The organism is Streptomyces sp. URMC 123 (assembly GCF_051386515.1).
Taxonomy (GTDB): domain Bacteria; phylum Actinomycetota; class Actinomycetes; order Streptomycetales; family Streptomycetaceae; genus Streptomyces.
Map to the genome: position 1 here is coordinate 1 of NZ_JBPQTV010000084.1, position 22,283 is coordinate 22,283.

The 22,283-nt window shown below is 74.4% G+C and carries 20 protein-coding genes and 1 riboswitch; of the genes, 10 read left to right on the forward strand and 10 right to left on the reverse strand.

Annotated elements, in window-relative coordinates; all coding sequences use genetic code 11:
• Together ACSNOD_RS12880 and ACSNOD_RS12885 are read right to left on the reverse strand one after the other, a co-directional pair.
• A partial coding sequence (locus ACSNOD_RS12880) for a CbiQ family ECF transporter T component (protein ID WP_436767017.1) occupies nucleotides 1-736 on the reverse strand: 736 nt, incomplete at its 3' end.
• Nucleotides 733-1,848 (reverse strand): hypothetical protein, encoded by a 1,116-nt coding sequence (locus ACSNOD_RS12885; RefSeq protein WP_436767018.1) that lies wholly within the window; start codon nucleotides 1,846-1,848, stop codon nucleotides 733-735. The genes ACSNOD_RS12885 and ACSNOD_RS12880, both read right to left, overlap by 4 nt.
• Before the next feature lie 211 nt (nucleotides 1,849-2,059).
• Nucleotides 2,060-2,129, reverse strand: a riboswitch (cobalamin riboswitch).
• Between the two features lie 315 nt (nucleotides 2,130-2,444).
• Between ACSNOD_RS12885 and pcaH the strand changes: the two genes are divergently transcribed.
• From pcaH to ACSNOD_RS12900, 3 genes are all read left to right on the forward strand, one after another.
• Nucleotides 2,445-3,266: a protocatechuate 3,4-dioxygenase subunit beta gene (pcaH, locus tag ACSNOD_RS12890; RefSeq protein WP_436767019.1), complete on the forward strand. Its 822-nt coding sequence runs from the start codon at nucleotides 2,445-2,447 to the stop codon at nucleotides 3,264-3,266.
• Nucleotides 3,266-3,970, forward strand: coding sequence for a protocatechuate 3,4-dioxygenase subunit alpha (locus ACSNOD_RS12895; RefSeq protein ID WP_436767020.1), 705 nt, complete (start codon nucleotides 3,266-3,268; stop codon nucleotides 3,968-3,970). Before pcaH ends, ACSNOD_RS12895 begins: the two co-directional genes overlap by 1 nt.
• Nucleotides 3,971-4,138: 168 nt before the next feature.
• A complete protein-coding gene (locus ACSNOD_RS12900) occupies nucleotides 4,139-5,236 on the forward strand; it encodes a PQQ-dependent sugar dehydrogenase (protein ID WP_436767021.1) in 1,098 nt (365 codons plus the stop codon).
• A gap of 22 nt (nucleotides 5,237-5,258) precedes the next feature.
• Here the strand turns inward: ACSNOD_RS12900 and ACSNOD_RS12905 are convergent, their stop codons facing one another.
• Nucleotides 5,259-6,707 (reverse strand): lipase maturation factor family protein, encoded by a 1,449-nt coding sequence (locus ACSNOD_RS12905; protein ID WP_436767022.1) that lies wholly within the window; start codon nucleotides 6,705-6,707, stop codon nucleotides 5,259-5,261.
• A gap of 286 nt (nucleotides 6,708-6,993) precedes the next feature.
• Between ACSNOD_RS12905 and ACSNOD_RS12910 the strand changes: the two genes are divergently transcribed.
• From ACSNOD_RS12910 to ACSNOD_RS12935, 6 genes are all read left to right on the forward strand, one after another.
• Nucleotides 6,994-7,494 (forward strand): helix-turn-helix domain-containing protein, encoded by a 501-nt coding sequence (locus ACSNOD_RS12910; protein WP_436767023.1) that lies wholly within the window; start codon nucleotides 6,994-6,996, stop codon nucleotides 7,492-7,494.
• Between the two features lie 177 nt (nucleotides 7,495-7,671).
• Nucleotides 7,672-8,907 (forward strand): cytochrome P450 family protein, encoded by a 1,236-nt coding sequence (locus tag ACSNOD_RS12915; protein ID WP_436767024.1) that lies wholly within the window; start codon nucleotides 7,672-7,674, stop codon nucleotides 8,905-8,907.
• 423 nt (nucleotides 8,908-9,330) lie between these two features.
• Nucleotides 9,331-9,771 carry a helix-turn-helix domain-containing protein gene (locus ACSNOD_RS12920; RefSeq protein ID WP_436767025.1) on the forward strand — a complete coding sequence of 147 codons (441 nt, stop codon included), beginning with the start codon at nucleotides 9,331-9,333 and terminating at the stop codon, nucleotides 9,769-9,771.
• A 125-nt stretch (nucleotides 9,772-9,896) separates the two neighbouring features.
• Nucleotides 9,897-10,388 (forward strand): ImmA/IrrE family metallo-endopeptidase, encoded by a 492-nt coding sequence (locus ACSNOD_RS12925; RefSeq protein WP_436767026.1) that lies wholly within the window; start codon nucleotides 9,897-9,899, stop codon nucleotides 10,386-10,388.
• Complete coding sequence (locus tag ACSNOD_RS12930; RefSeq protein WP_436767027.1) at nucleotides 10,385-11,596, forward strand: MAB_1171c family putative transporter; 1,212 nt, start codon at nucleotides 10,385-10,387, stop codon at nucleotides 11,594-11,596. Before ACSNOD_RS12925 ends, ACSNOD_RS12930 begins: the two co-directional genes overlap by 4 nt.
• Nucleotides 11,597-11,676: 80 nt before the next feature.
• The gene (locus ACSNOD_RS12935) at nucleotides 11,677-12,453 is read left to right on the forward strand and encodes an alpha/beta hydrolase (RefSeq protein ID WP_436767028.1); all 777 of its coding nucleotides are present in this window, start codon (nucleotides 11,677-11,679) and stop codon (nucleotides 12,451-12,453) included.
• Here the strand turns inward: ACSNOD_RS12935 and pqqE are convergent.
• The 7 genes from pqqE to ACSNOD_RS12970 all read right to left on the reverse strand — a co-directional run bounded on the left by pqqE (nucleotide 12,408) and on the right by ACSNOD_RS12970 (nucleotide 21,476).
• A complete protein-coding gene (gene pqqE / locus ACSNOD_RS12940) occupies nucleotides 12,408-13,526 on the reverse strand; it encodes a pyrroloquinoline quinone biosynthesis protein PqqE (RefSeq protein ID WP_436767036.1) in 1,119 nt (372 codons plus the stop codon). The genes ACSNOD_RS12935 and pqqE overlap by 46 nt on opposite strands.
• Nucleotides 13,527-13,621: 95 nt before the next feature.
• Complete coding sequence (gene pqqD / locus ACSNOD_RS12945) at nucleotides 13,622-13,915, reverse strand: pyrroloquinoline quinone biosynthesis peptide chaperone PqqD (protein ID WP_436767029.1); 294 nt, start codon at nucleotides 13,913-13,915, stop codon at nucleotides 13,622-13,624.
• Nucleotides 13,912-14,682, reverse strand: a complete 771-nt coding sequence (gene pqqC / locus ACSNOD_RS12950) for a pyrroloquinoline-quinone synthase PqqC (protein WP_436767030.1) — start codon at nucleotides 14,680-14,682, stop codon at nucleotides 13,912-13,914. Before pqqC ends, pqqD begins: the two co-directional genes overlap by 4 nt.
• A gap of 24 nt (nucleotides 14,683-14,706) precedes the next feature.
• The gene (gene pqqB, locus ACSNOD_RS12955; protein ID WP_436767031.1) at nucleotides 14,707-15,612 is read right to left on the reverse strand and encodes a pyrroloquinoline quinone biosynthesis protein PqqB; all 906 of its coding nucleotides are present in this window, start codon (nucleotides 15,610-15,612) and stop codon (nucleotides 14,707-14,709) included.
• 7 nt (nucleotides 15,613-15,619) lie between these two features.
• Complete coding sequence (gene pqqA, locus ACSNOD_RS12960; protein WP_436767032.1) at nucleotides 15,620-15,763, reverse strand: pyrroloquinoline quinone precursor peptide PqqA; 144 nt, start codon at nucleotides 15,761-15,763, stop codon at nucleotides 15,620-15,622.
• A gap of 408 nt (nucleotides 15,764-16,171) precedes the next feature.
• Nucleotides 16,172-17,641, reverse strand: a complete 1,470-nt coding sequence (locus tag ACSNOD_RS12965) for an SDR family NAD(P)-dependent oxidoreductase (protein WP_436767033.1) — start codon at nucleotides 17,639-17,641, stop codon at nucleotides 16,172-16,174.
• Nucleotides 17,642-17,732: 91 nt separating this feature from the next.
• Nucleotides 17,733-21,476, reverse strand: a complete 3,744-nt coding sequence (locus tag ACSNOD_RS12970) for an nSTAND1 domain-containing NTPase (RefSeq protein WP_436767034.1) — start codon at nucleotides 21,474-21,476, stop codon at nucleotides 17,733-17,735.
• A gap of 353 nt (nucleotides 21,477-21,829) precedes the next feature.
• On the opposite strand from ACSNOD_RS12970, the gene ACSNOD_RS12975 reads away from it, so the two are divergent.
• Nucleotides 21,830-22,240 carry a peptidase inhibitor family I36 protein gene (locus ACSNOD_RS12975; protein ID WP_436767035.1) on the forward strand — a complete coding sequence of 137 codons (411 nt, stop codon included), beginning with the start codon at nucleotides 21,830-21,832 and terminating at the stop codon, nucleotides 22,238-22,240.
• Nucleotides 22,241-22,283: the final 43 nt, after the last annotated feature.

Genomic DNA, 22,283 nt, shown 5'->3' on the forward strand with positions numbered 1-22,283 from the left:
CGGGGGCGCCGGCGGGCGGGAGGTCGCCGATCGGGGGGCCGGTGCGGCCGTAGCCGTGCGAGGCCATCGCCGCGGCCAGGGCGAGCGAGCGGTTGAGGGCGTCCTCCAGGACGGGGATGACGATGCCGCGCAGCGCGCGGACGCCCTTCTGCCGGCCGCCGCGCAGCCTGCGGGCCCGCCGCACCCGCTGGACGCTCTCGACGAGTTGCGGGGCGACGGTCAGCGCGACCACCACGGAGGTGCCGATCTCGTGGAGCGCGCCCGGCAGGGCCTTGAGCATGCGCTTGGGGTCGGCCAGGGCGTTGGCCGCGCCGACGCACACCAGCATGGCGGCCAGGCGCAGCCCGTCGTAGAGGCCGCCGAGGAGCTGCTCCGCGGCCACCGGGCCGAACAGCCGGATGCCGGCCGCCCATTCGGGCAGCGGCACCCGTGGCAGGGTGAACAGGATGTGCTCTCCCGTGCCGCCGCCGAAGACGATCCGGAAGACCACCCGCATCGTCACCACGACGGCGCCCGCCAGCAGATACATCCGGAACGCCAGCGCCCAGGGCGCGTCGCCCCGGCGGCGGGTCACCACCCAGCCGACGACGGCCAGGATCATGAGCAGCAGCAGGGGGTTGGTGGTGCGGCCGGCGGCGGCCGCCATGCCGAGCGCCCACAGCCACCAGGCGCCCGGGTGGAGGGAGCGCGGCAGCGGTGACCGGAGCGGGCGCAGGGCGAACGGGGCGGTGGTCATGGCCGGTCGTCCGCTCCCGCCGGGCCGTCGGCGGACCGGGCGGACCGGCGCCTGCGCCAGGCGGTGGTGCCGGCGGCCGCGGCCAGTACGGCGACGGCCGCGGCCCCGGCGACCGTGCCCACGGGGACGCCGGAGCCGCTCTCGGCCGTGGCGGTCCGGGTGGCGTCGGGCCCCTCGCCGGTCCAGCCGGGAGCCCCGGTCGGGGTGCCGTGGGGGCCGGGCGCCGGCTCGGCGGGGCCGGAGGCCCCGGGCGCGGGGTCGCCGGTCGCGCCGGGGGTGCCGGACGGCTCGCCGTCGGCCGGGGGCGGCGGGGTGAGGCCGCCGCCCGGGGCGGTGCCGTCGCCGGTGTCGCCGCCCGCGGGACCGCCGGGGCCGGTGGCCGGGCCACCGCCTCCCGTTCCGCCGTCGGCGCCGACACCGCCCGTGGCGCCCGTGGCACCCGTACCGGCCGTGCCGCCCGTGCCACCGGAAGCGCCACTGCCGCCACTGCCGCCACTGCCACCACTGCCGCCCGTGCCGGAACCGCCCGCTCCGCCGGGGTTTCCGGGGCCGCCGCCGGGCGGCGGGCCCACCACGGGGCGCAGCGGCGCGATCCTGGGCGCCTGCTTGGCCGTTCCGCCGTCGCTCCGGGAGAACGACCAGCCCTCGAAACTTCCGCGCGGGGGCTTGCGGTTCATCGCCCCCCACTCGCTGTAGGTCCAGCCGCCGCCGTCGGGGGCGTGCCAGTACGACCAGTAGGCGGTGGCGGGCGGGGTGTCGACGCACGGCTCGGTGGCGGCGGTCGGCTTCCCCTCGATCCGGCAGATGAACGCCTCTCCCCACCGGCTGGTCCCGGCGATCCTGAACCCGGCGTTCCGGAGGGCGTCATGGCCGCTCTCCTGCTCGCCGGGGGCACAGCGCACCACGGTGGTGCCGCCCAGGTCGCGGAAGTCGACGACCACGGTCACCCCGTCGTCGTCCGGGCAGAAGCCGGGGGTGCCGCGGGAGGTGTCCACGGCGGTGGCGGGCGGCGCGGGCAGCGGGCCCGGTAACGCCGGGAGCAGGGCGAGGGCCGGCGCGAGCGCGGCCGCCGCCAGGAGTCCGCGCCAACGGCCCGTGGCCCACCGGTTCATCGACGTGAACCAGCCGGGTGCGTGGCGGCCATCGGAGTGCCTTTCGAAGGGTCCTGGCCCGCCACCGCGGCCCGCGACCGACTCGGCCGTCGCACCGGCCGACGGCCCGACTTCCGGGCGGAAGGGGGCGGTTGGCCGGCCGGGAGAGCCGAGGCACCGGGGCTTCGCGCTGCAGACCATGACAGTGGGAAGCTGTGCACGTGGCGCGCCAGGTGTTCCGGCTCACGGCCCGGACGGCCGCTCACGGTTGCAGGTCAGCGCCGGATTCCCACCGGCTTCCCCCAGTCGCGTACGCATGAAGTTGTCCGTTCCGCCCCATCGGGGCCGAACTCGACGCATCGTACGCACTGTCGATGGAGCCGCACCAGAGTTCGCGGGGCGGACCGGCACGTGAGCCTCACCACGCGCCACCGCCCCTTACCCGGCTCCCGGGTGCTCCGCTCCGGTCCCGCTCCCCCGGCCCCGATCCGCGGCCCCCCCGGTCGAGGGTCGGATTCCCGTCAGGCCGGGACGATCGGCCGCCACCGCGCCACGGCCGCCCGCATACTGGCCCCGCGCCACGCCCGCTCCCTCCGCCCCTGCGAAGGAGGACCGGCATGCCCTCCGCCCGGACCACCCGAAGCACTCCGGCCACCCCGGTCACCGCGACCGCCCCGACCGCCCGGGCCCGCGCGTCGGCGACCGGCCCCGCGAAGCCGTCGGCGTACGACCCGCCGGAGCCGTCGGCGTACGACCCCGCGGCACCGGAGCCGGAGCCGGAGGTCCCCGCGTACGAGGGCCTGCCCGAACGCCGGCCCCTGCGGCCCCCGGTGCTCGTGCGCGACCCGGACGCCGTGGAGCTGACCGGCCCGGTCTTCGGGCCGGCCGATGTCACCGCGCTCGACCACGACCTCACCGCCGGGCACCCGGGCGAGCCCGTCGGGGAGCGCGTCGTGGTGGCCGGGCGGCTGCTCGACCGCTCCGGCCGGCCCGTGCGCGGGCAGTTGATCGAGATCTGGCAGGCGAACGCGGCCGGCCGCTATGCCCACCAGGGCGATCGCCACCGCGCCCCGCTGGACCCGAACTTCACGGGCGTGGGCCGCTGTCTGACCGACGACGACGGCCGCTACGCCTTCCTCACCGTCAAACCGGGGGCGTATCCGCTGGACGACCGGGAGAACGTCTGGCGCGCCGCGCACATCCACTTCTCGCTGTTCGGCACCGCCTTCGCCCAACGGCTGATCACGCAGATGTACTTCGCCGGCGATCCACTGCTGCCGTACGACGCGGTGCACCGGGCCGTGGCCGACCCACGGGCCCGCCGGCGGCTGGTGGCGGCCTACGACCCCGGGCTGTCCCGGCCGGGTCTCGCGCTCGGCCACCGCTGGGACATCGTGCTCGACGGGCCGTCCGCCACCTGGGCCGAGGAGGGCCGCTGATGTCCCGGCCGCCGACCCCCCTGCCGCCGACGCCCTCGGGAGCGGCACCCCGCCGGCCGGAGGCCTCGGTGACGCCCCCGCAGACCCTCGGCCCGTTCTTCGGCCAGGCCCTGCCGGCGCCCGGTGGCGGCGACCTCGTGCCGCCCGGCCACCCCGCGGCGATCACGGTGTACGGCGGGGTGTACGACGGTGACGGCGCCCCGGTGCCCGACGCGCTGGTGGAGACGTGGCAGGCGGCCCCGGACGGCTCGCGCCGCGGGGCGCCGGGGTCGCTGCGCCGCGACGCGGCCACGGGAGCCCCACTGGGCCGCGGCGGCGGCCCGGCCTTCACCGGGTGGGGCCGGGTGGCCACCGACGCGGCGGGGCAGTGGGCGGTGCGCACGCTGCCACCGGGTGGCGCCCCGCCCTGTCTCGCCCTGTGCGTGCTGGTCCGGGGGCTGTTGGCCCCGCTCTTCACCCGGGTGTATCTGCCCCCGCCGCACGAGGCGGCGGGCCCGGGCGGCGTTCCGGGCGGGAGCCATGACGGCGCGCGGGCGGGGGACGACCCGGACGCCCTGGCCGCCGACCCGCTGCTGTCGTCCCTGCCGCCCGAGCGCCGGCGCACCCTGATCGCGACGGCCGAGCCGTACCGCGCGTACCGCTTCGACATCCGGCTCCGCGGGGACCGGGAAACGGTCTTTCTCGCCTTTCACCCCGGCGACTGAGCTCCGACGACCGGGGGCCGGCGGCCGGGGTCCGACGACCGGGTCCGGCGCGACGCCCTCGTGAATGTTGACGCGTCAAGCAGGTTTCCTTACCGTCCGCGACACGGCGATGTTGTCATGTTTCGCTCAATCTCTCGCCCGGCCAAGGAAACCGATCGGAGCGATCCCATGGAACGGAAGCTCAAGCGCGCCACCCCGCGCGCCCTGGCCGCGGCCGTCGCGGCGGCCGCGCTCACCGCGGGACTGCTGACCGCCACGGCCGCCCCCGGCCACGCCGGAGCCGCGGCGCCCGGCTCCGTGCCCGACGGCGTCAGGGCCCTCTCCAGCGGCTGGTCGATCCCCTGGGGCCACGGCTGGCTCCCGGACGGCTCCGCCCTCTACGCCGAGCGGGACTCCTTCAAGGTCTTCAAGCTCACCCCGTCGGGCACGAAAACCCAGGTGGGCACGGTGCCCGAAGCGGCCACCACCAACGGCGAGGGCGGGCTGATGGGCGTGGCCGTCTCCCCCACCTTCGCCGAGGACCACTACGTGTACTTCATGCACACCTCCTCCAGCGACAACCGGATCGTGCGCATGACGCTCGACGGCTCCTCGCTGAGCGACTACACGCCGCTGGTCACCGGCATCAGGAGGAGCAAGTACCACAACGGCGGCCGGCTGCGGTTCGGGCCCGACGGATATCTGTACGCCACCACCGGGGACGCCCAGAACACCAGCACGGCACAGAACAAGGACTCGCTCAACGGGAAGATCCTGCGGATGACGGCCGACGGCAGGCCCGCCCCGGGCAACCCGTTCGGCACCCTCGTCCTCAGCTACGGGCACCGCAACCCCGAGGGGCTGGCCTTCGACCCGCAGGGCCGGCTGTGGTCCTCCGAACTCGGCGACCGCAGCAGGGACGAGCTCAACCTCATCGAGGCGGGCGGGAACTACGGCTGGCCCCTGTGCGAGGGCACCTGCTCCAGCCCCGGGACGATCAACCCCAAGCGCACCTGGCCGACCGGGCAGGCCTCGCCCAGCGGGCTCACCTACGCGGACGGCGCGCTGTACATGGCGGCGCTCCGGGGCAAGCGGCTGTGGCGGATTCCGGTGGACGGCACCGGCACGGGCACCCCGTCGTCGTACTACACCGACCAGTACGGGCGGCTGCGCACGGTCGAGGCGGTGCCGGGCGCGAACCGGCTGTGGCTCTCCACCAGCAACGCCGACAACAACGGCGGCCAGCCGGACGGCGTCGACAAGGTCTATCTCGTCGAGCTGAAGTAGCCGCGCGGCGCGCTCGTGGCGGTCAGTGGGCGGGCGCGTCGGGGCGGCGCTCCAGCCGCACCGGCGGGAAGTACTCCCGCACCGGTGTGCGGTGCCACCAGGCCCCGGTCGCGCGCCGCTCCCGCCAGGTCGTGAAGCGGTAGAGGTACAGCCGGGCCCGGACGTGCGTCGGCGGCGCGTCCGGGAAGGGGTTGACCCGCAACAGCCCCAGCACCGCCCGGTCGTTCTCCAGCAGCTTCTCCAGCAGGGCGCCGAACCAGGGGCGGGCGTACGCCGCCGACAGTCCGGCGAACCACATCAGCCAGTCCAGGCGGAGGTGGTACGGCGCGAACTGGCGGGGCCTGCGGCGTACGTCCCCCGGCTTGCCCTTGAACTCGTACTCCCGCCAGCGGGTCCCCTCGTGCAGTACGGCGTCCTCGGTCCCCTCGATCACCACCTCGAACCGGTCCTGGTTGACGCTGCCGAAGGCGCCGTAGGTGTTGCCCAGGTGGAACGGGTTGAAGGACCGGTTCATCTGCTGCTGCCGGGAGATCAGGTTCCGGACGGGCCAGTAGCTCAGCACCACCATCAGCACCGTGGCCGCGATCACCACGACCGCGTACCACAGGGGCGGCCCGGGCAGCGCGGGCGGCTCGGGCAGCGGCAGCACCTCGGCGGCCAGGGCGCCGTCCACCGCGGAGAGCGCCAGCACGATGGTGATCCAGTTGAGCCAGGCGAAGTTGCCGGAGAGGACCAGCCAGAGCTGGGTGACGACCATGACCCCGGCGGCGGCGCTCGCCACCGGCCGCGGGGCGAAGAGCAGCGGCGGCACCAGGAGCTGGGCCACGTGGTTGGCCGCGACCTCCACCCGGTGCAGCGGCTTGGGCAGCCGGTGGAAGTACCAGCTCAGCGGGCCCGGCATCGGCTGGGTCTCATGGTGGTAGTACAGACAGGTCAGGTCCCGCCAGCAGCGGTCCCCGCGCCATTTGATCAGTCCGGCCCCGAACTCCACCCGGAACAGCAGCCACCACAGCAGCACCAGCACGAGGAGGGGCGGCGCGGTCCGCTCGTTGCCGAGGAGCACGGCGAGGAAGCCCGCCTCCAGCAGGAGGGACTCCCAGCCGAAGCCGTACCAGGTCTGGCCCACGTTGACGATGGACAGATACAGCACCCAGGGCACCGCCCACAGCGCCATGGCCGCGCCCAGCGGGAGCTCGTCGGCGGCGCCGGCCAGCAGGGCCGCGGAGACCGCGGCGCCGCTCCAGGCCACGGCCGCGAAGAGCCGGTCGGAGTAGCGCAGATGGAACAGGCTGGGCGCGTAGCGCGCCGGGACACGCGCCAGAAAGGCGCGGATCGGGGTCAGTCCGCCGTCCCCAAGGAGGGCGCGGAACTGCAGCGCGGCGGCCAGGAAGGCGACCAGGTAGAGGGCGGCCAGGCCGCGCTGGAAGACCAGCCTGCTCAGCCAGTGGTCGGGCGCGGTGAACCAGTCCATGCCGCGGTGACTCCTCGGTCGGATGCCCCCGCCCCATGATCCCATCGTCGGCCGGTGAACCGGTGCAGGCCCGCCGCTTTCAACTCCTGGTTAAGTACCTCTCTCCGGGTCGGCCGCGTCAACGGGCTGGTGTGGGGCCCTTCTCCATGGCAGGATGGCGATGCGGCGCTGCCCGGCTTAACTGGCCGTGAGTGCCGTGCCGGTTACACCGGCTCACTCGGAGTGCGACGAAACTCGGTGGGCTCTTCGCGGCGATGCCATCGCGAAGGGTCGAAGGACGGTGCTGATGGCAGTGGGGGGCGATGGGTCGCCGAAGGCCGCGGGAGGTGCGCTCGCGGATCGGCTCAACTACCTGTTCGCGAACATGCACCCGCCCGGCGCCCCCTATACGAACGCGTATGTGGCGGACGAGATCAGCCGGGGCACCGAGAAGTACTGCGGTGTGAGCCTGACGGAGCAGTATCTGTCGATGCTGCGCAACGGCCGGCGCGCCAATCCCAGCCCGGATGTGCTGCGCGCCCTGGCGAAGTTCTTCGGCGTGCCCGTCGGCTATCTGCTGGGCGATCTGTCGCCGTCACAGGCCGAGCGGGTCGAGGAGGAGGTCCGGTTCCTCGTCGCCATGCGCGATCAGCGGGTGCGGGCCATCGCCCTGCGCTCGGTGGGGCTCCCGCCCGAGGTCCAGGACAGCCTGACCACCATCATCTCGCAGTTCCGGCAGCAGATGAACCTGCCGGCCGATCCTCCCGATCCGGCCGGCCCACAGAACGAGCCCCCGCGCGGGGGCTGAACGAGGCCCTTCGGCGAGGTGGCCCTGGACGGGGGTCTGGGCCGCCTACGACACGGGGCGGTGCCGGGGCGCGAGCTCCGGTACCGCCCCTGCGTTGGGCCGCTGCCGCCCCTGCCTTGGGCCGCGCACGGGCCATTGCGTGAAGCACTGTCAGTCCCCACCCGTACAGTCGTGACCATGGAGAACACCGCCCTGCGTGCCGTCGATTCGTCCGCCCTGATCGCCGATCCGTACGGCACCTGTGCCGAGCTCCGCGAGGCCGGTCCGGTGCACCGGGTGACCGGCTCCGACGGGCTGCCCGCGTGGCTGGTGACGCGGTACGCCGATGTCCGGCGGGCGCTCGCCGATCCGCGGCTGTCCCTGGACAAGCGCAACGCGCTGCCGGGCAACTACCGGGGCCTCGCCCTGCCGCCCGCGCTGGACGCGAATCTGCTCAACATGGACCCGCCGGACCACACCCGCATCCGCCGGCTGGTGGTGAAGGCCTTCACCCCGGCCCGGGTGGAGAAGCTGCGCGAGCCGGTGCGGCGGGAGGCGCGGGAGCTGCTGGACGCCATGGAGCCGGCCGGGCGGGCCGATCTGCTCGCGGCCTACGCGGGGCCGCTGCCCATCGCGGTGATCTGCGATCTGCTGGGCGTGGCACGGGCGGACCGGCGGGACTTCCGGTCCTGGACCGACGCGCTGATCACCCCGGACCCCGGGCGTCCGGAGGCGGCGCGCGAGGCGGTCGGCGCCCTGCTGGGCTTCTTCACCGCGCTGATAGCCGAGAAGCGGGCCCGGCCCGGCGACGATCTGCTCTCGGATCTGATCGCGGTGCGCGACGGCCGGGACGCCGGGGAGGGGGCCGGCGGTGACGGCGCCGGCGGTGACCGGCTCGGCGAGGACGAGCTGACCTCCCTGGCGTTCCTCATCCTTTTCGCCGGATATGAGAACACGGTCCATCTGATCGGCAACTCCGTGCTGATGCTGCTGGACGACCCGGAACTGCTCGCGGAGCTACGGCGAAATCCAGCCGTAGTGACAGCGGCTGTCGAAGAATTCGCCCGCCTGGAGGGGCCCACTCCGCTCGCCATCCGGCGCTTCCCGACCGAGGACCTGGAGATCGGTGGGGTGACCGTGCCGGCCGGGGAGACCGTGCTGCTCTCGCTGGCCTCGGCCAACCGCGATCCCGCCCGGTTCCCGGCGCCCGACAGCCTGGACCTCGACCGCGGACCCTCCGGCCATCTGGCCCTGGGGCACGGCATCCACCACTGCCTGGGCGCCCCGCTGGCCCGGCTGGAGACCGAGGTGGCGCTCACGGAGCTGCTGGGCCGTTTTCCCTCCATCCGACTGGACGTTCCCCGCTCCGACCTGCGGTGGAGGCCCTCGATCCGGGCCCGTGGCCTGATTTCGCTCCCCGTGGCCTGGCAATGAGGAAAACGAACAGGCATCGGATGCATAAGCGTTCCCTCATGCGGTAAGAAAGTTCCCGAGCCTGCCCGGTGTGCATCCCCCGTCGCACCGGGCAGGCCGTCTGTCGGGGGGAGTGCCGCCCCCACGCGCCCGCGGTCCGCCCGGCGCGCTCGGCCGTCCTCGGCCCCGGCGCGCCCCGCCCCTGCCGATCCGGCCGGACCCGCTCCCCGGCGCACGGGGCTTAAGCCGGCCGGCCGAACCGGGATACCGTCATGGAACCGATGGTCTCTCGAGAGGCGGTTGCATCCAACGTGAGTCGGAAACAGGTAGAAGTGGACGCCCGGTGGCGGGCGCCCCACGCGTCGACGGGCGCAGCGGGCAAGGCCCCGTCGACTCGCACACCGGTGGGGCGTTAAATTGGCCAGCAGGACGGAGGTGTGACCCTTGACCGACTCCGGGGACATGGCGGGACTCACCCTCGCCGACAAGCTGAATCACTTGTTCCAGACGGTGATCCCGACCGGCCGCGGCCCGTACAACACCGAGGAGGTGGCCCGTGCCATCACCGCCGCGGGCGTGCCGATCTCCGGGAGCTACATCTGGCTGCTGCGCAAGGGCCAGCGCGACAATCCCACGCTGCGCCATCTCGAGGGGCTGGCGAAGTTCTTCGGGGTGCCACCGGCCTACTTCTTCGACGACCGGGTCACGGCGGACGTCAACGCCGAGCTCGAACTGCTGGTGGCCCTGCGGGACACCCGGGTCCAGCACGTCGCGCTCCGCGCGGCCGGGCTCTCGCCCAAGAGCCTGCAGTCGATCAAGGAAGTGATCGAACGCGTCCGTGAGCTGGAGGGGCTGCCCGAGGACTCGACGGGCGCCGTGCGCTAGCGGCCGCGCCGCAGGGGGAGTCCGACGGGGGTTGAATGATCGTTACGGTCTGGCGACACCCGCCAGGGCGGCAAGGGAGCACAACAGTGAATTTCCGGGGACTGAACCAACGGTGCCGGGCCCTGGTGCGCCAGCTGGAGATACCCTCCCCCTTCGATGTGCGCGTGCTCTGCGACCGGGTCGCCGAACGCAGCGGCCGCCCCATCCATCTGGCGCCCGTCTCGCTGCCCACCCAGGGCCCCTGCGGGCTGTGGGTCTCCACCGACGAGGTGGACTTCATCTTCTACGAGGAACAGACCAGCCGTTTCCATCAGGAGCACATCATCGCCCATGAGCTGGGGCACCTGCTCTGCGACCACCACGCCGCGGAGATCATGAGCGAGGAGTCCTCCCGTCTCATCCTGCCCAACCTCGACCCCGGGATGGTCGAACGGGTGCTGCAGCGCACCCACTACAGCGCCGTGGAGGAGCAGGAGGCCGAGCTGATCGCCTCGCTCATCCTCCAGGAGGCCAACCGGCGGCGGCCCGAGCCCACCTGGTCGGTGCCCTCCGAGGCCGCCGACATCGTGGAGCGGCTGGACCGCTCGCTGCGCCACGCGCCGCGGGGTCGCGAGTGAACGCCTGGCTCCACCCCGTCTGCGCGGTGGTGGCCTGGCTCGCGCTGGCCTACAAGCTCACCGCCCTGCGCCGCTCCCCCCGTGACAACGCCCTGATCGCCCTCTGCTGTGTGCTGGGCTTCTCCGCGCTGAGCTTCACGCTCTCCCACCCCTATGTCTGGCGCCATGTCGACCGGCTGGTGGGCGTGCCCAACGGCGCGGCGCTGCTGGCCATGACCTGTGTGATGCTGCTGGTGGCCAGTCAGCAGATCGTGCTGGAGTTCTGGGCCCACCCGCCGCGGCGGGCCTGGCGCGGGGCCCGGCTGCGGATGCTGACCACCGCGCTGGTGCTGACCACGCTGGTGACGCTGTTCTCGCTGATGTCGCCCGAGGAGCAGCGGCCCAAGGACTTCACGCTGCACTACGCCGACCATCCGCTGTACGCCGCGTATCTGCTCATCTACATCTGTGCCTACGCCGCGGGCGAGATCGAGGTCGGCCGGCTGGCCTGGCGCTACGCCAAGGTCTCGCACCGGCTGTGGCTGCGCCGGGGGCTGCGGCTGATCGCCGTCGGGGCCTGGGTGACCCTGGGCTACAGCGCCATCCGGATCACCAATATCGTCGGGGCGCCCTTCGGGGTGAGCATGCGCGGCTGGGAGCCGGTGGCGTGGATCTGCGGTGACATCGGGGCGCTGCTCACCCTCGTCGGCTGGACGCTGCCGGGCTGGGGGCACCATCTGACGGCCCCGCACCGCTGGGTGCGGGCGGGAGTGCAGTACCGGCGGCTGACGCCGCTGTGGAGCGCGCTGTGCGCGGCCGTGCCCGCCATCGCGCTGCCCGCGCCCCGGGCCGGGCTGTGGCGCGCCATCGGCATTCGCACCCTGGAGTTCAAGCTCTACCGGCGAGTGGTGGAGATCCGGGACGGCCAGCTCGCGCTGCGGGCGTACGCCGATCCGGAAGTGGCCCGCACCGCGACCCGGCTGGGCGAGGCCGCCGGGCTCGACGAGCACCGGGTACGGGCGATCACGGAGGCCGCCCAGCTGACCTTCGCGCTGCGCGCCCACGGCCTGCGCGCCTCGGCGGGGCCGGTGCCCGAGCCGCGGGTGACGGGCCCGGAGCGGGCGGACCTGGCGGAGGAGACCGCGTGGCTGGTGGATGTCGCCCGCGCCTTCGCCCGCTGTCCCATCGTCGCCGCCGCCGCGGCCGCGCGGCAGCCGGCGCCCCGGTGAGCCGGCCCACCCTGCGAACCCATCCGACCGGCCCCGCGCGGGCCTCGAACCAGCCGACTACGACCAGGAGCGCAACAGCTGTGACTGCCCGAACCGGTGTGACGTGCACGCTCGTCCACGGCCCGCACGACAAGCCGATCGATGTGTACCGCCCGGACCCGGTGGACCCGACGGACCGGGCGGCGGACGGCCCGCCGGCCGCCGCGCCGCCGGCCGTCCTGCTCTGGCACGGCCTCGGCCCGGACGAGCGAGACATCCTCGCGCCGCTGGCCCGCGAGGTGGCCCGGCTCGGGCTGCCGGTGTTCGTGCCCGACTGGCGCTCGGACGCCCCGGACAGCGGGCGCGCGCATCTGCTGGGCTCCCTCGCCCACGTCCGGGAGCACGCGGCCGAGTACGGTGCCGACCCGGACCGGATCGTGCTGGCCGGCTGGTCCGCGGGGGCGCCGGCGGCCGTCGGCGTGGCGCTGCGGCCCGATCTGTTCGACGGCTGGCGGCCGGCCGCCGTGGTCGGCATCGCCTCCCGCTACGACCTCACCGCCCGCACCACCGGCAGCTGCCCGTTGAGCGATCTGGCCACCACGGCGGCGGCGCCGGTGCCGGTGCACCTGGTGCACGGCACCGCGGACACCCTGCTGGAGGTCCGGTACTCGCGGGAGTTCCTGGCGGCCCTGCGGGAGCGCGGCTGGCCGGCCGAGCTGGCGGAGCCCGACACCGACCACGCGGGCGCCATCATGGGCGAGTTCGACCCCGCGCTGAACCGCATCCGGGGCAGCGAGGCCGAGCACGCGGTGCGCGCGGGCCGGTTGACCGCTCAGGTGCTGCTGCGGGCCGCGGAGGCGGCTCCCGCCTCGCGGTAGACGTAGCCGAGCGCGACGGGTCCAGCCGCCGCTGGACCCGCCGCGCGCCCGTCGGCCAGCGCCCTGACCAGCCCGTGGTCCGGGGACAGGGCGCAGGCCGGGTCGGTGCGGGTGGCGTCGCCGGTCAGGGCGTACGCCTGACAGCGGCAGCCACCGAAGTCCCGCTCGCGGCGGTCGCAGCCGCGGCAGGTCTCGCTCATCCACGCGGTGCCCCGGTACCGGTTGAACGCCGGGGAGCGGTACCAGATCCACTCCAGGGAGCGGTCCCGGACGCCGGGGGCGGCCAGGTCCGGCAGGGCCGCGGCGGCCGGGCAGGGCAGCACGGTGCCGTCCGGGGCCACCGTGAGGGAGACGGCGCCCCAGCCGCCCATGCAGGGCTTGGCCACGCCGTCGAAGTAGTCGGGGACCACCCACACCAGGTCCAGCCGCCCGGCGAGCCGCTCCCGCAGCCGTACGACGGTGTCCCGGGCGCGGGCGAGCTGCTGCCGGGAGGGCAGCAGCCGGGCGCGGTTGAGCAGCGCCCACCCGTAGAACTGGGTGTTGGCCAGCTCGATCCGGCTCGCGCCCCAGGAGAGCGCGAGCTCGACGAGGGCCTCGACGGCGTCGAGGTTGTCCCGGTGCAGCACCACGTTGAGGCCCAGTGGCAGCCCGGCCTCCCGGACGGCCGCCGCGGCACGGGCCTTGGCGGCGAAGGAGGTCCGCCCGGCGATCCGGTCGGACGCGGCGGGTTCGGCGTGCTGGACGGAGAGCTGCACGCTGCGCAGCCCGGCGTCGGCGAGCGCCGCCGCCCTGCGGGGGGTCAGCCCGAGGCCGCTGGTGACGAGCTGGGTGTAGATCCCGGCCGTCTCGGCGGCGGTGACGATGGCCGGCAGGTCCCGGCGCAGCAGCGGTTCCCCGCCGGAGAGATGGGTCTGGACGACGCCGAGGTCCGCCGCCTGGCGCAGGACGTCCAACCATTCGCCGGTGGTCAGCTCGGCGGAGCGGCGGGCGAGGTCCAGGGGGTTGGAGCAGTAGGGGCAGCGCAGGGGGCAGCCGTGGGTGAGTTCGGCGAGCAGCGCCCAGGGTGGGGCGATGCCGGTCGCGCCACCGGTGTCGACGCCGTACTCCGTGCCGTCCGCGCCGGCTCGCGTATCGGCCGCGCCGCCGGTGTCCGGTCGCTCGGTCGCGGTCAGCGCAGCCACCCCCTGCCGCGCACCCGTGTGAGAAAGGCCGGGACGTCCTCCTCGACGGGGGCGCCGGGGAAGCGGACGGCCAGCTCGCGGACGATGTCCTCGACGTCGCGCCGGCCGTCGCACAGCCGCAGCACCCGGCTGGCGTGGGCGTTGAGGACCACGACCCGCTCGGGGAGGATCAGCAGGTCGGCGCGGCGCCGGCGGTCGTAGCGGAGCACGACGGCCGGGGCGAGCGCGGGCCGCCACCCCGGGGCGGGCCCGCCGGGCGCGGGCGGGGACCCGGCCGTCATGGCCGCGCTCCCCCGCCGGCCGGGCCGAGGGGGCCGGAGTCGCCGTCCCGTCCCCCGCCCGCGCGGTCGACGGCGTCGAGCAGCGACCAGAGCACCTCGCACTTGAAGGTCAGGGCGGCCAGGGCCCGTTCCTGGTCGGTACGGGTGCGGGCCCAGGCCAGCACCATGCCGAGCGCCTCCTGGCTGTCGGTGCGGCCCTGGGCGACCCGGGTGCGGAAGTACTCCAGGCCGGCGCGGTCGATCCAGGGGTAGTGGCGTTCGAACGCCTCGACGCGGGTGAGCATGATGCCGGGGGCCGAGAGCTCGGTGAGGGAGGCGGCCACCGCCTCCAGCCCGTCGCGCAACCGGCAGAAGTTGACGTATCCGTCGACGGCGAGCCGCACCCCGGGCAGCACCTCCGCGCCGGAGAGCAGGCGGGAGCGGTCCAGCCCGGCCGCCTCGCCCAGGCGCAGCCAGCGTTCGATGCCGCCCTCCCCCTCGGCCCGGCCGTCGTGGTCCTGGATGCGGCGCACCCAGAGCCTGCGCAGCCGGGAGCTGTCCAGCTTGGCGAGGATGAGGGCGTCCTTGACGGGGATGTGCCGCTGGTAGTGAAAGCGGTTGACGATCCAGCGGCGCAGCTCGTCGGCGTCCAGCTCGCCGCGGTGCATCCGGATGTTGAAGGGGTGGCGGTCGTGGTAGCGCTCCCGGGCCACGGTGCGCAGCCGCTCCTCGAACTCCGCGGCGGGCCAGGGGGGTGCGGCGGGCGCCGCCAGGGGGGTGACGGTCATGGCTCGATCACGTCCCGTTCGCGGTCATGGCTCGATCACCATCCCGTCCGCGGCCACCTCGATGCCGAGTTCGGCGAGCACCTTGTGCTGGGGGGCGGCGGGGTCGACCAGGGGGTTGGTGTTGTTGAGGTGGGTGTAGAGGCGGCGGCCGGTGAGCGGGGCGAGCAGCCGGGCGGTGCCCCCGGGCCCGTCGATGGGCAGATGGCCCATGCCGGTGGCGGTGCGGGCGGAGATGCCGCTGCGCCGGGGCTCCTCGTCGTCCCAGAAGGTGCCGTCGACGATCACGCAGTCCGCCTCGGTGGCGGCCCGGTGCAACGCGGGGGGCCAGGCGGCGAGGGCCGGTGCGTAGAGCGCGGTGGTGCCGGTGGCGCGCTCGGTGAGCCGCAGCGCGACCACCCAGGCGCCGTCGTCCGGGCCGCCCGGTCCGCCGGCGGCGTAGCGGGGGCGCTTGCCGGACACGGGGATGGCGCTGATCTCGACGCCGGAGCCCGGGGTGAGCGGCACGGGACGGTCCAGGGGCAGATCGCGCCAGCCGAGCCGGGTGTAGGGGCCGAGCACCTCGCCCAGCCGCAGCTTGGTGAGGAGCGCGTCGCAGACGGGGGCGGTGGTCAGCACCTCCAGGCTCTTGGCCTCGCGCAGCCGGGCGATGCCGAGGGTGTGGTCGAGTTCGGCGTCGGTGAGCACCAGGCCGGCCACGGGGGTGCGGCGCGGTTCGGGGCCGGGCCACAGGCCCGCGACCGACTCGATCTGATCGCCGATGTCGGGGGTGGCGTTGACGATGTACCAGCGGTCGCGGTCGGCCCGGACGGCGAGCGAGGCGTGCCGGCGGCGCCAGTGGGGGTGGGCGCGTGCCCCGGAGCAGCCGGGGCACGCGCAGTTCCACTGGGGGAGGCCGCCGCCCGCCGCGGTGCCGAGCACCTGGAGCAGCACGGCCGGGTCAGCGGGTGGTGAGGGAGTAGGCGGTGACTTCGAGCGCGGTCTCGACGACCACGTAGTCCGGGGTCTGCCAGGTTGTCTCCTCGCCGCCCGCGGCCTTCGGCGGCGCGGCCTGTTCCACTGCCTGGCTGAGGGTCTCGCTCATGAGTGTTCCCTGCCTTTCGTGGGGGGACGTGGGGGAAGGCGGGGGTCCACCGGGATCGCTCCCCACCGGCCGGGGAATTCACACGTCCCGGCGACAGCGGTCCGGCCGGGGGCGCCGGCCCCGGTGGCCCGGAGGAGGGCGCGCCGGGAGCCGAGGGAATCGCCGCTCATGGAGCCCTCCCGTCCGGCCGATCGCGATCCTGTCGACGTCGGTGCGTGGGTGCCGTCGTCCTTGCCGAGGGCGACGGTGCCGCGCCCCGCCCGTAGGGACACCGAAACCGCCGAGGTGACCGTCCGGAGTGTCCCAGTCGGAACCGGAAACCGGAACCTCGACGGCGGTGCCGTCACTGACATTCACGGAGCGGGGGCGGGTTTCGTTCAGCGGGGCGGCCGCGGGGGCGCCCGCGGGCTACCACTTGGTCGGCGCGTAGTCCTTCAGGAAGCAGCCGAAGAGGTCCTCGCCCAACTCGCCGCGGACGATGGGGTCGTACACCCGCGCGGCCCCGTCGACCAGGTCCAGCGGGGCGTGGAAACCGTCGGCCGCCAGGCGCATCTTGTCCGGGTGCGGCCGCTCGTCCGTGATCCAGCCGGTGTCCACGCTGGTCATCAGAATGCCGTCGGTCTCGAACATCTCCCGGGCGCTGGTGCGGGTGAGCATGTTCAGCGCCGCCTTGGCCATGTTGGTGTGCGGATGGCCCGGGCCCTTGTAGCCGCGGTTGAACATCCCCTCCATCGCCGAGACGTTCACCACGTACGTGCGGCGGGCGGGCGACGCGGCCATCGCCGGGCGCAGCCGGCTCACGAGCAGGAACGGCGCGGTCATGTTGCACAGCTGCACTTCGAGCAGCTCGACCGGGTCGACCTCCTCGACCTTCTGAATCCAGCTGTTGGTGTCGTGCAGGTCCGGGACGAGCCCGCCCGCGTCGATCGCCGTGCCGGCGGCTATCCGGGCCGGCGAGGCGGAGCCCGTGGTGAGCGCGAGTGCGGTGACGTCCTCCGCGGTCAGCCCGCCGCCGCCCAGGGCGGCGGCGCCGGCCGGCAGCGCGGCCGGGGCGCCACTGCCGAAGTGGCCCAGCACCAGGGAGTCGGGCAGGTCGCCCGGCGGCAGCGCGGCGGACTCCGCCTCCACCAGCCGGCTGTACGCCTCGGGCGACCGGCGGACGGTCTGCGCGGCGTTGTTGATCAGGATGTCCAGCGGGCCCTCGGCGCTCACCGCGTCGGCCAGCGCGAGCACCTGGGCGGGGTCCCGCAGGTCGATGCCGACGATCTTCAGCCGGTGCAGCCAGTCGGAGCTGTCCGGCATCGCCTTGAAGCGGCGGATGGCGTCGTTGGGGAAGCGGGTGGTGATGGTGGTGTGGGCGCCGTCGCGCAGCAGCCGCAGCGCGATGTACATGCCGATCTTGGCCCGGCCGCCGGTGAGCAGCGCGCGCCGGCCGGTCAGATCGGTGCGGGCCTCCCGGCGGGACCGGTTCAGCTCGGCGCAGTCCCGGCACAGCTGGTGGTAGAAGGCGTCCACCTCGACGTAGCGCGTCTTGCAGATGTAGCAGGAGCGGGGCCGCTGCAGCACGCCGGCGATCTCGGTGCTGACCGAGCTGGTCAGCTGGCGGCCCAGCGTCTCGTCGTCGATCCGGTCGGCGGCGCCGGTGGCGGTGGCCTCGGTGACCTTGCGGTCGTGCGCGGTCTTGGCGGCCCGGCGCTCCTGGCGGCGCCGCTGCTTCACCATGCGGTAGAGGCCGGCGGTGGCACGGCGGACGGTGATCGCGTCGGGGTGGTCGACCGGCAGTGCGTCGAGCTCTTCGAGCACGCTCAGGCACAGGGCCAGGCGCTCGGGGTCGATGCCGGTCGCCTCTCCGGCGGGGCTGTCTTCGGTCACCGTCATCGCTGGGTGTGCTTCCTCGTTGCCTTGGGGGGTGGGGTGGGGGCCAAACCTTGGCACTGTACGCGGTGGGGGCGGCCCCGCCCAAATGATCTTATGGGCAGGTGCGGCGGAACGGGGATTCGGGGGCGAAGCGCGCCCATTCCTGGCGGGTGAGGCTGCGGGCGACGGTGGCACACAGTTGCTCCGCCGTGCGCTCGGTATCGGTGTTCCACAGCACGACCCTGCCGTCGACGGCTCCGGTGGCCAGGGTGGCGCCGTCGGGGCTGAAGGCCAGGGCGCGTACCTGGCGGGTGTGGCCGGTGAGGGTGGCCAGGTGTCGGCGGGTGTCCGTCCGCCACAGGTCGACGGAGGTGTCCGCGCCGGCGGTGGCCAGAGTCGCGCTGTCGGGGCTGAAGGCCACGGCCAGGGCCGATGAGTCCCCGGTGAGAGTCGCTTTGCGCGTGCCGCGTGCGGCGTCCCAGAGGATGACCCTGCGGTCGAGCCCGGCGGTGGCCAGCGTGCGGCCGTCGGGGCTGAAGGCCACCGCGCGCAGGGAGGCGGTGTGCCCGGACAGCGTGAGCCGGCGGGTGCGGCCGGCGACGTCCCACACGACGGTCGTGCCCTGGTGGCCCGCCGAGGCGAGCGTGCGGCCGTCGGGGCTGAAGGCCACCGCATGGACGCCCGCGGCCTCTTCGGCGGCAGGCGCGGTGGTCGCCCCGGAGAGGGCCGGTGGGCCCAGGGTGGCCAGGCGGGCCTTGCGCGCGGTGTCCCAGAGGATGACGGCCCCGTCGGCGCCCGCGGTGGCCGCGGTGCGGCCGTCGGGGCTGAAGGCGACGTCCGTGACACGGTCGGTGTGGCCGGTCAGTTTGGCCAGGGCGTCGACGTGGGCGTCGGACGACTTCCCGGCCGCGTCTTTGGGAACGGCCCGGGCCGCCGCGCGCCAGAGGGTGAGGGCGTAGTCACGGGCTCGCGGCGGGTGGACGGCGACCCCGGTGGCGGTGGCGATGGTGCGGCCGTCCGGACTGAAGGCCACCGAGTTGACCTGCCCGCTTCCGGCGTCGATCGTCGCCGTGCGGGTGCCGAGCCGCCGATTCCACAGTGCCGCGGTCCCGTCGTCGCTGGCGGTGGCCAGGGTGGTGCCGTCGGGGCTGAACGCCACCTTGTTGACGCGGTCGGTGTGGCCGGTCATCGCGATCCGGGACGGGTCCCAGAGGGTGACCGCGCCGTTCTCCCCCGTGGAGGCGAGCAGCGGCGAGGGGCCGGGGCTGAAGGCCAGGCCGTAGACGTTGGTGCCGTGCCCGGTCAGGGTGGCGGTGTGAACCGCGCGAGCGGGGTCCCAGAGCATGACGGTGCGGTCGAGTCCGGCGGTGGCCAGCGTGCGCCCGTCGGGGCTGAAGGCCAGGGCGCGGATCTCTCCGGTGTGTCCGGTCAGGGTGGCGGTGCGCGCGCCGCTCCCGGCGTCCCACAGCATCGCCTCGTGGTCCTCGCCGGCGGTGGCGAGGATGCGGCCGTCCGGGCTGAAGCCCAGCGCTTTGACGGTGCCGCGGTGGCCTTCGAGGACCGTTCCGCGGGTGCCGGTCGCCGTGTCCCACAGCGTGACCGTGCGGCCCGCGGCGGTGGCCAGGGTGCGGCCGTCGGGGCTGAAGGCCACCGCGCCGACCGTGTCCGGGTGTCCGGTCAGGGTGTGCCGCCGGGTGCGGTCGCGCGGGTCCCACAGCGCCACGGCGCGATCCGCGGAAGCCGTGGCCAGGGTGCGGCCGTCGGGGGCGAACGCCAGGCTCGTCACCAGCTCGGTGTGGCCGCTGAGGGTCGCCGTCCGCTTGCGGGTGGCCATGTCCCAGAGCGCCACCTTTTTATCGTCGCCCCCGGTGGCCATCATCGCGCCGTCGGAGCTGAAGGCGACGGTCCGCAACCAGGTGTCGTGGCCGGTCAGGGTGGCCAGGAGGGTCCGGTGCCACGGGTCCCACAGCATGATCTTCCGGTCGCGGCCGACGGAGGCGAGCAGGCCGTCGGGGCTGAAGGCGACCTCGGAGACGGCGTCGCCGTGTCCGGTGAGTTCGGCCTGATGGTACTGGTGGGTGGACATGGTCAGCAGCGCGCCGCGGGCTTCGGGAGTGGCCGCGGTACGAAACGCCTCCACGCCGAGCAGCTTGGCCACGGTCGGGCGGGTCGGAGCCAGGGCCAGGGCCTGCGCCGCGAGTTGCCGGGAGGTGGCCTGCAGACGGGCGCGGTCGGCTTCCTGGCGCTGGCGGATCGCGAGCGCGCCGACACTGGTCACCACGGCCAGGAGCACGGCGAGACCGGCCGCGAGGTAGCGGACGTGGCGGTCGCGGCGTGCGACCGCGCGCCGTTCCCGGTCCCGCTCCTCGATGCTGGCGGCCAGGAAGTCCCGTTCGGCGGCGGTGAGGTCGTCCCGACCACGCGGCTCGCCGAACTGCCTCTCGGCCGTGTTCAGGCGGCTTCCCCGGTACAGGGCTCCCGCGTCCCGGCCGAGTTCCTCCCACAGGGCGGCGGCCTCGGTCAGGCGGCGGTGGGCCACCAGACGTTCCCGGTCCTCCTCGACCCAGCCGCGCAGCCGCGGCCAGGAGGTGATGAGCGCTTCGTGGGCGAGGTCCACCAGGTTGTCGTCGAGGGTGATCAGGCGGGATCGGGCCAGGCGCTCGAGGACCGGCTCGGTGTCGACGGGGTCGTTGGTGTCGAGTTCCCCGCGGTCGACGGGGCGGCGGGTGTCCGGGGCGCCTTCGCCCGGGGTGATCAGACGCAGCAGGATGCGGCGGGCGTGTGCGGCCTGTTCGTGGGAGAGGCTGTGGTAGAGGTCCTCGGCGGTCTGGGCGATGGCACCGTGGATGCCGCCCGCCGCCTCGTAACCGGCCAGCGTCAGCGTGCGGCCGTGGCGCCGGCGCCAGGTCTCCAGCAGCGCGTGCGACAGCAGCGGCAGCCCGCCGGGTTCCGAGCCCGTTTCCTCGATCAGGCGGGCGGTCAGCGCGCGCTCCACGATGAGCCCCTGTGCGGCGGCCGGTTTGACGATCACCTCGCGGAGCTCGGCGGGCGCCATGGGTCCGATGAGCAGGCTGGCTTCCTGGGCGACCGCGGTCAGCAGAGGGTGGGTCAGGCAGCGGGCGAGGAAGTCCGCTCGCACGCCCAGCACCGCTCGCAGCCGGCTGCCCGGTTCCCTGACGGTCGCCAGCGACTCCAGGAAACGGGCCCGCCGGCGCGGGTCGGCGCACAGCGTGAACAGCCCCTCGAACTGGTCCACGATGAGCCAGGTCTCCCCCGGCCCCGCGGCCGGCTCGAACAGCTTCTCGTGATCGTGCGCCGGCCGGGGGCCGGGCGTGAGGACCCGGATGGCCGCCGGACGCGGCTCCACGGTGTTCCGCAGTCGAGGGATCAGCCCGGCCCGCAGCAGGGAGGACTTCCCGCTGCCCGAGGGACCGAACACCATCACGCACCGGTGCGCGCCCACCAGGCGCAGGAGGGCCTCGGTGAGGGCCTCGCGGCCGAAGAACCGGGCGCTGTCGCACGTCTCGAAACGGGCCAGCCCCCGGTAGGGCGGGTCGACCGTCTCCTCCTCCAGGGCGAGCGCCTGGGCGGCTTCCATGCGCTGGGCCTCGCGCCAGCGGTGCTCCCACTCGACGGCGTCACCGCCGCAGGCCCGCACATACGCCAGCACCAGGGGCAAGGACGGCAACGTCTCGCCCCCGGCGGCGCGTGACAGCGCGGACACCGAATAGCCGACACCTTGTGCCATGGCCCGGTAGGGCGGGCTGCCGGCCTCGCGGCGCAGCTCGCGCAACGCCAACGCGAACCGTGCGACCGGGCCCTCCCGCGGGTCGACCGGTTTCTCCTTGCGTCCCAATGCGTGTCCTCCCCCTGGACGTCAGCGGCCCCACCCAACACCGCGCGACAAGCCACTGAAAGGCTCCTTCCGGCCACTCGCGCGCTCCAGGAGGGCGCTTCCCGCCCGTTGGTGCGGGGCACGGCCGCGGCGGGACAACAACCCCGGCTTTTGTTGCGGAGCACGTCGACGGGGTGCGGGACAACGACGCGGCCACTGGAATGCGTGGTGCAAGGCCGGACCGCCGACGCCGACGGGGCGCCCGACAGGTGCACGGCGACGGCACCACGGGGCGCCGTGATCCCACGGCTCCCCCGTCGGACAGGTACACGGAACCGCGCGGTCCGCCCCGCTCTCACGAAAGGAACCACAGCATGCGTATACGAACCCGCCTGGCCCTGGCCGCCGGGGCGGCTCTGCTCGGTGGCACCGCGATCGCCGCGCCCGCCGCGTTCGCCGACTCCGGCGCGCCCTCCACGGGGGAGAGGGCTGCGCAGGGCAGCCAGGTCGCGCGGATCTGGCTCTACCAGCACGACGACTACCGGGGCGGCCAGTACGGTTTCGCCCGCAACGACGGGGACCTCCGCGACAACACGTGGACCGGCGCCAGCAGCCGCGTCAACAACGGTGCCAGCTCGATGAAGAACCAGACCGGGCGCGACGTGGTGCTGTACGACATCGTCGGATACGGCGGCCGGACGTACACCGCCAGGGCGCACTCCTCCGACAGGGACTTCTCGAACAACGGCTTCGACAACAAGGCCAGCGCGGTCAAGTTCCGGTAGGAGAACCGGTCGCGGGGGGGGGGGGGGGGGGGGGGGGGGGGGG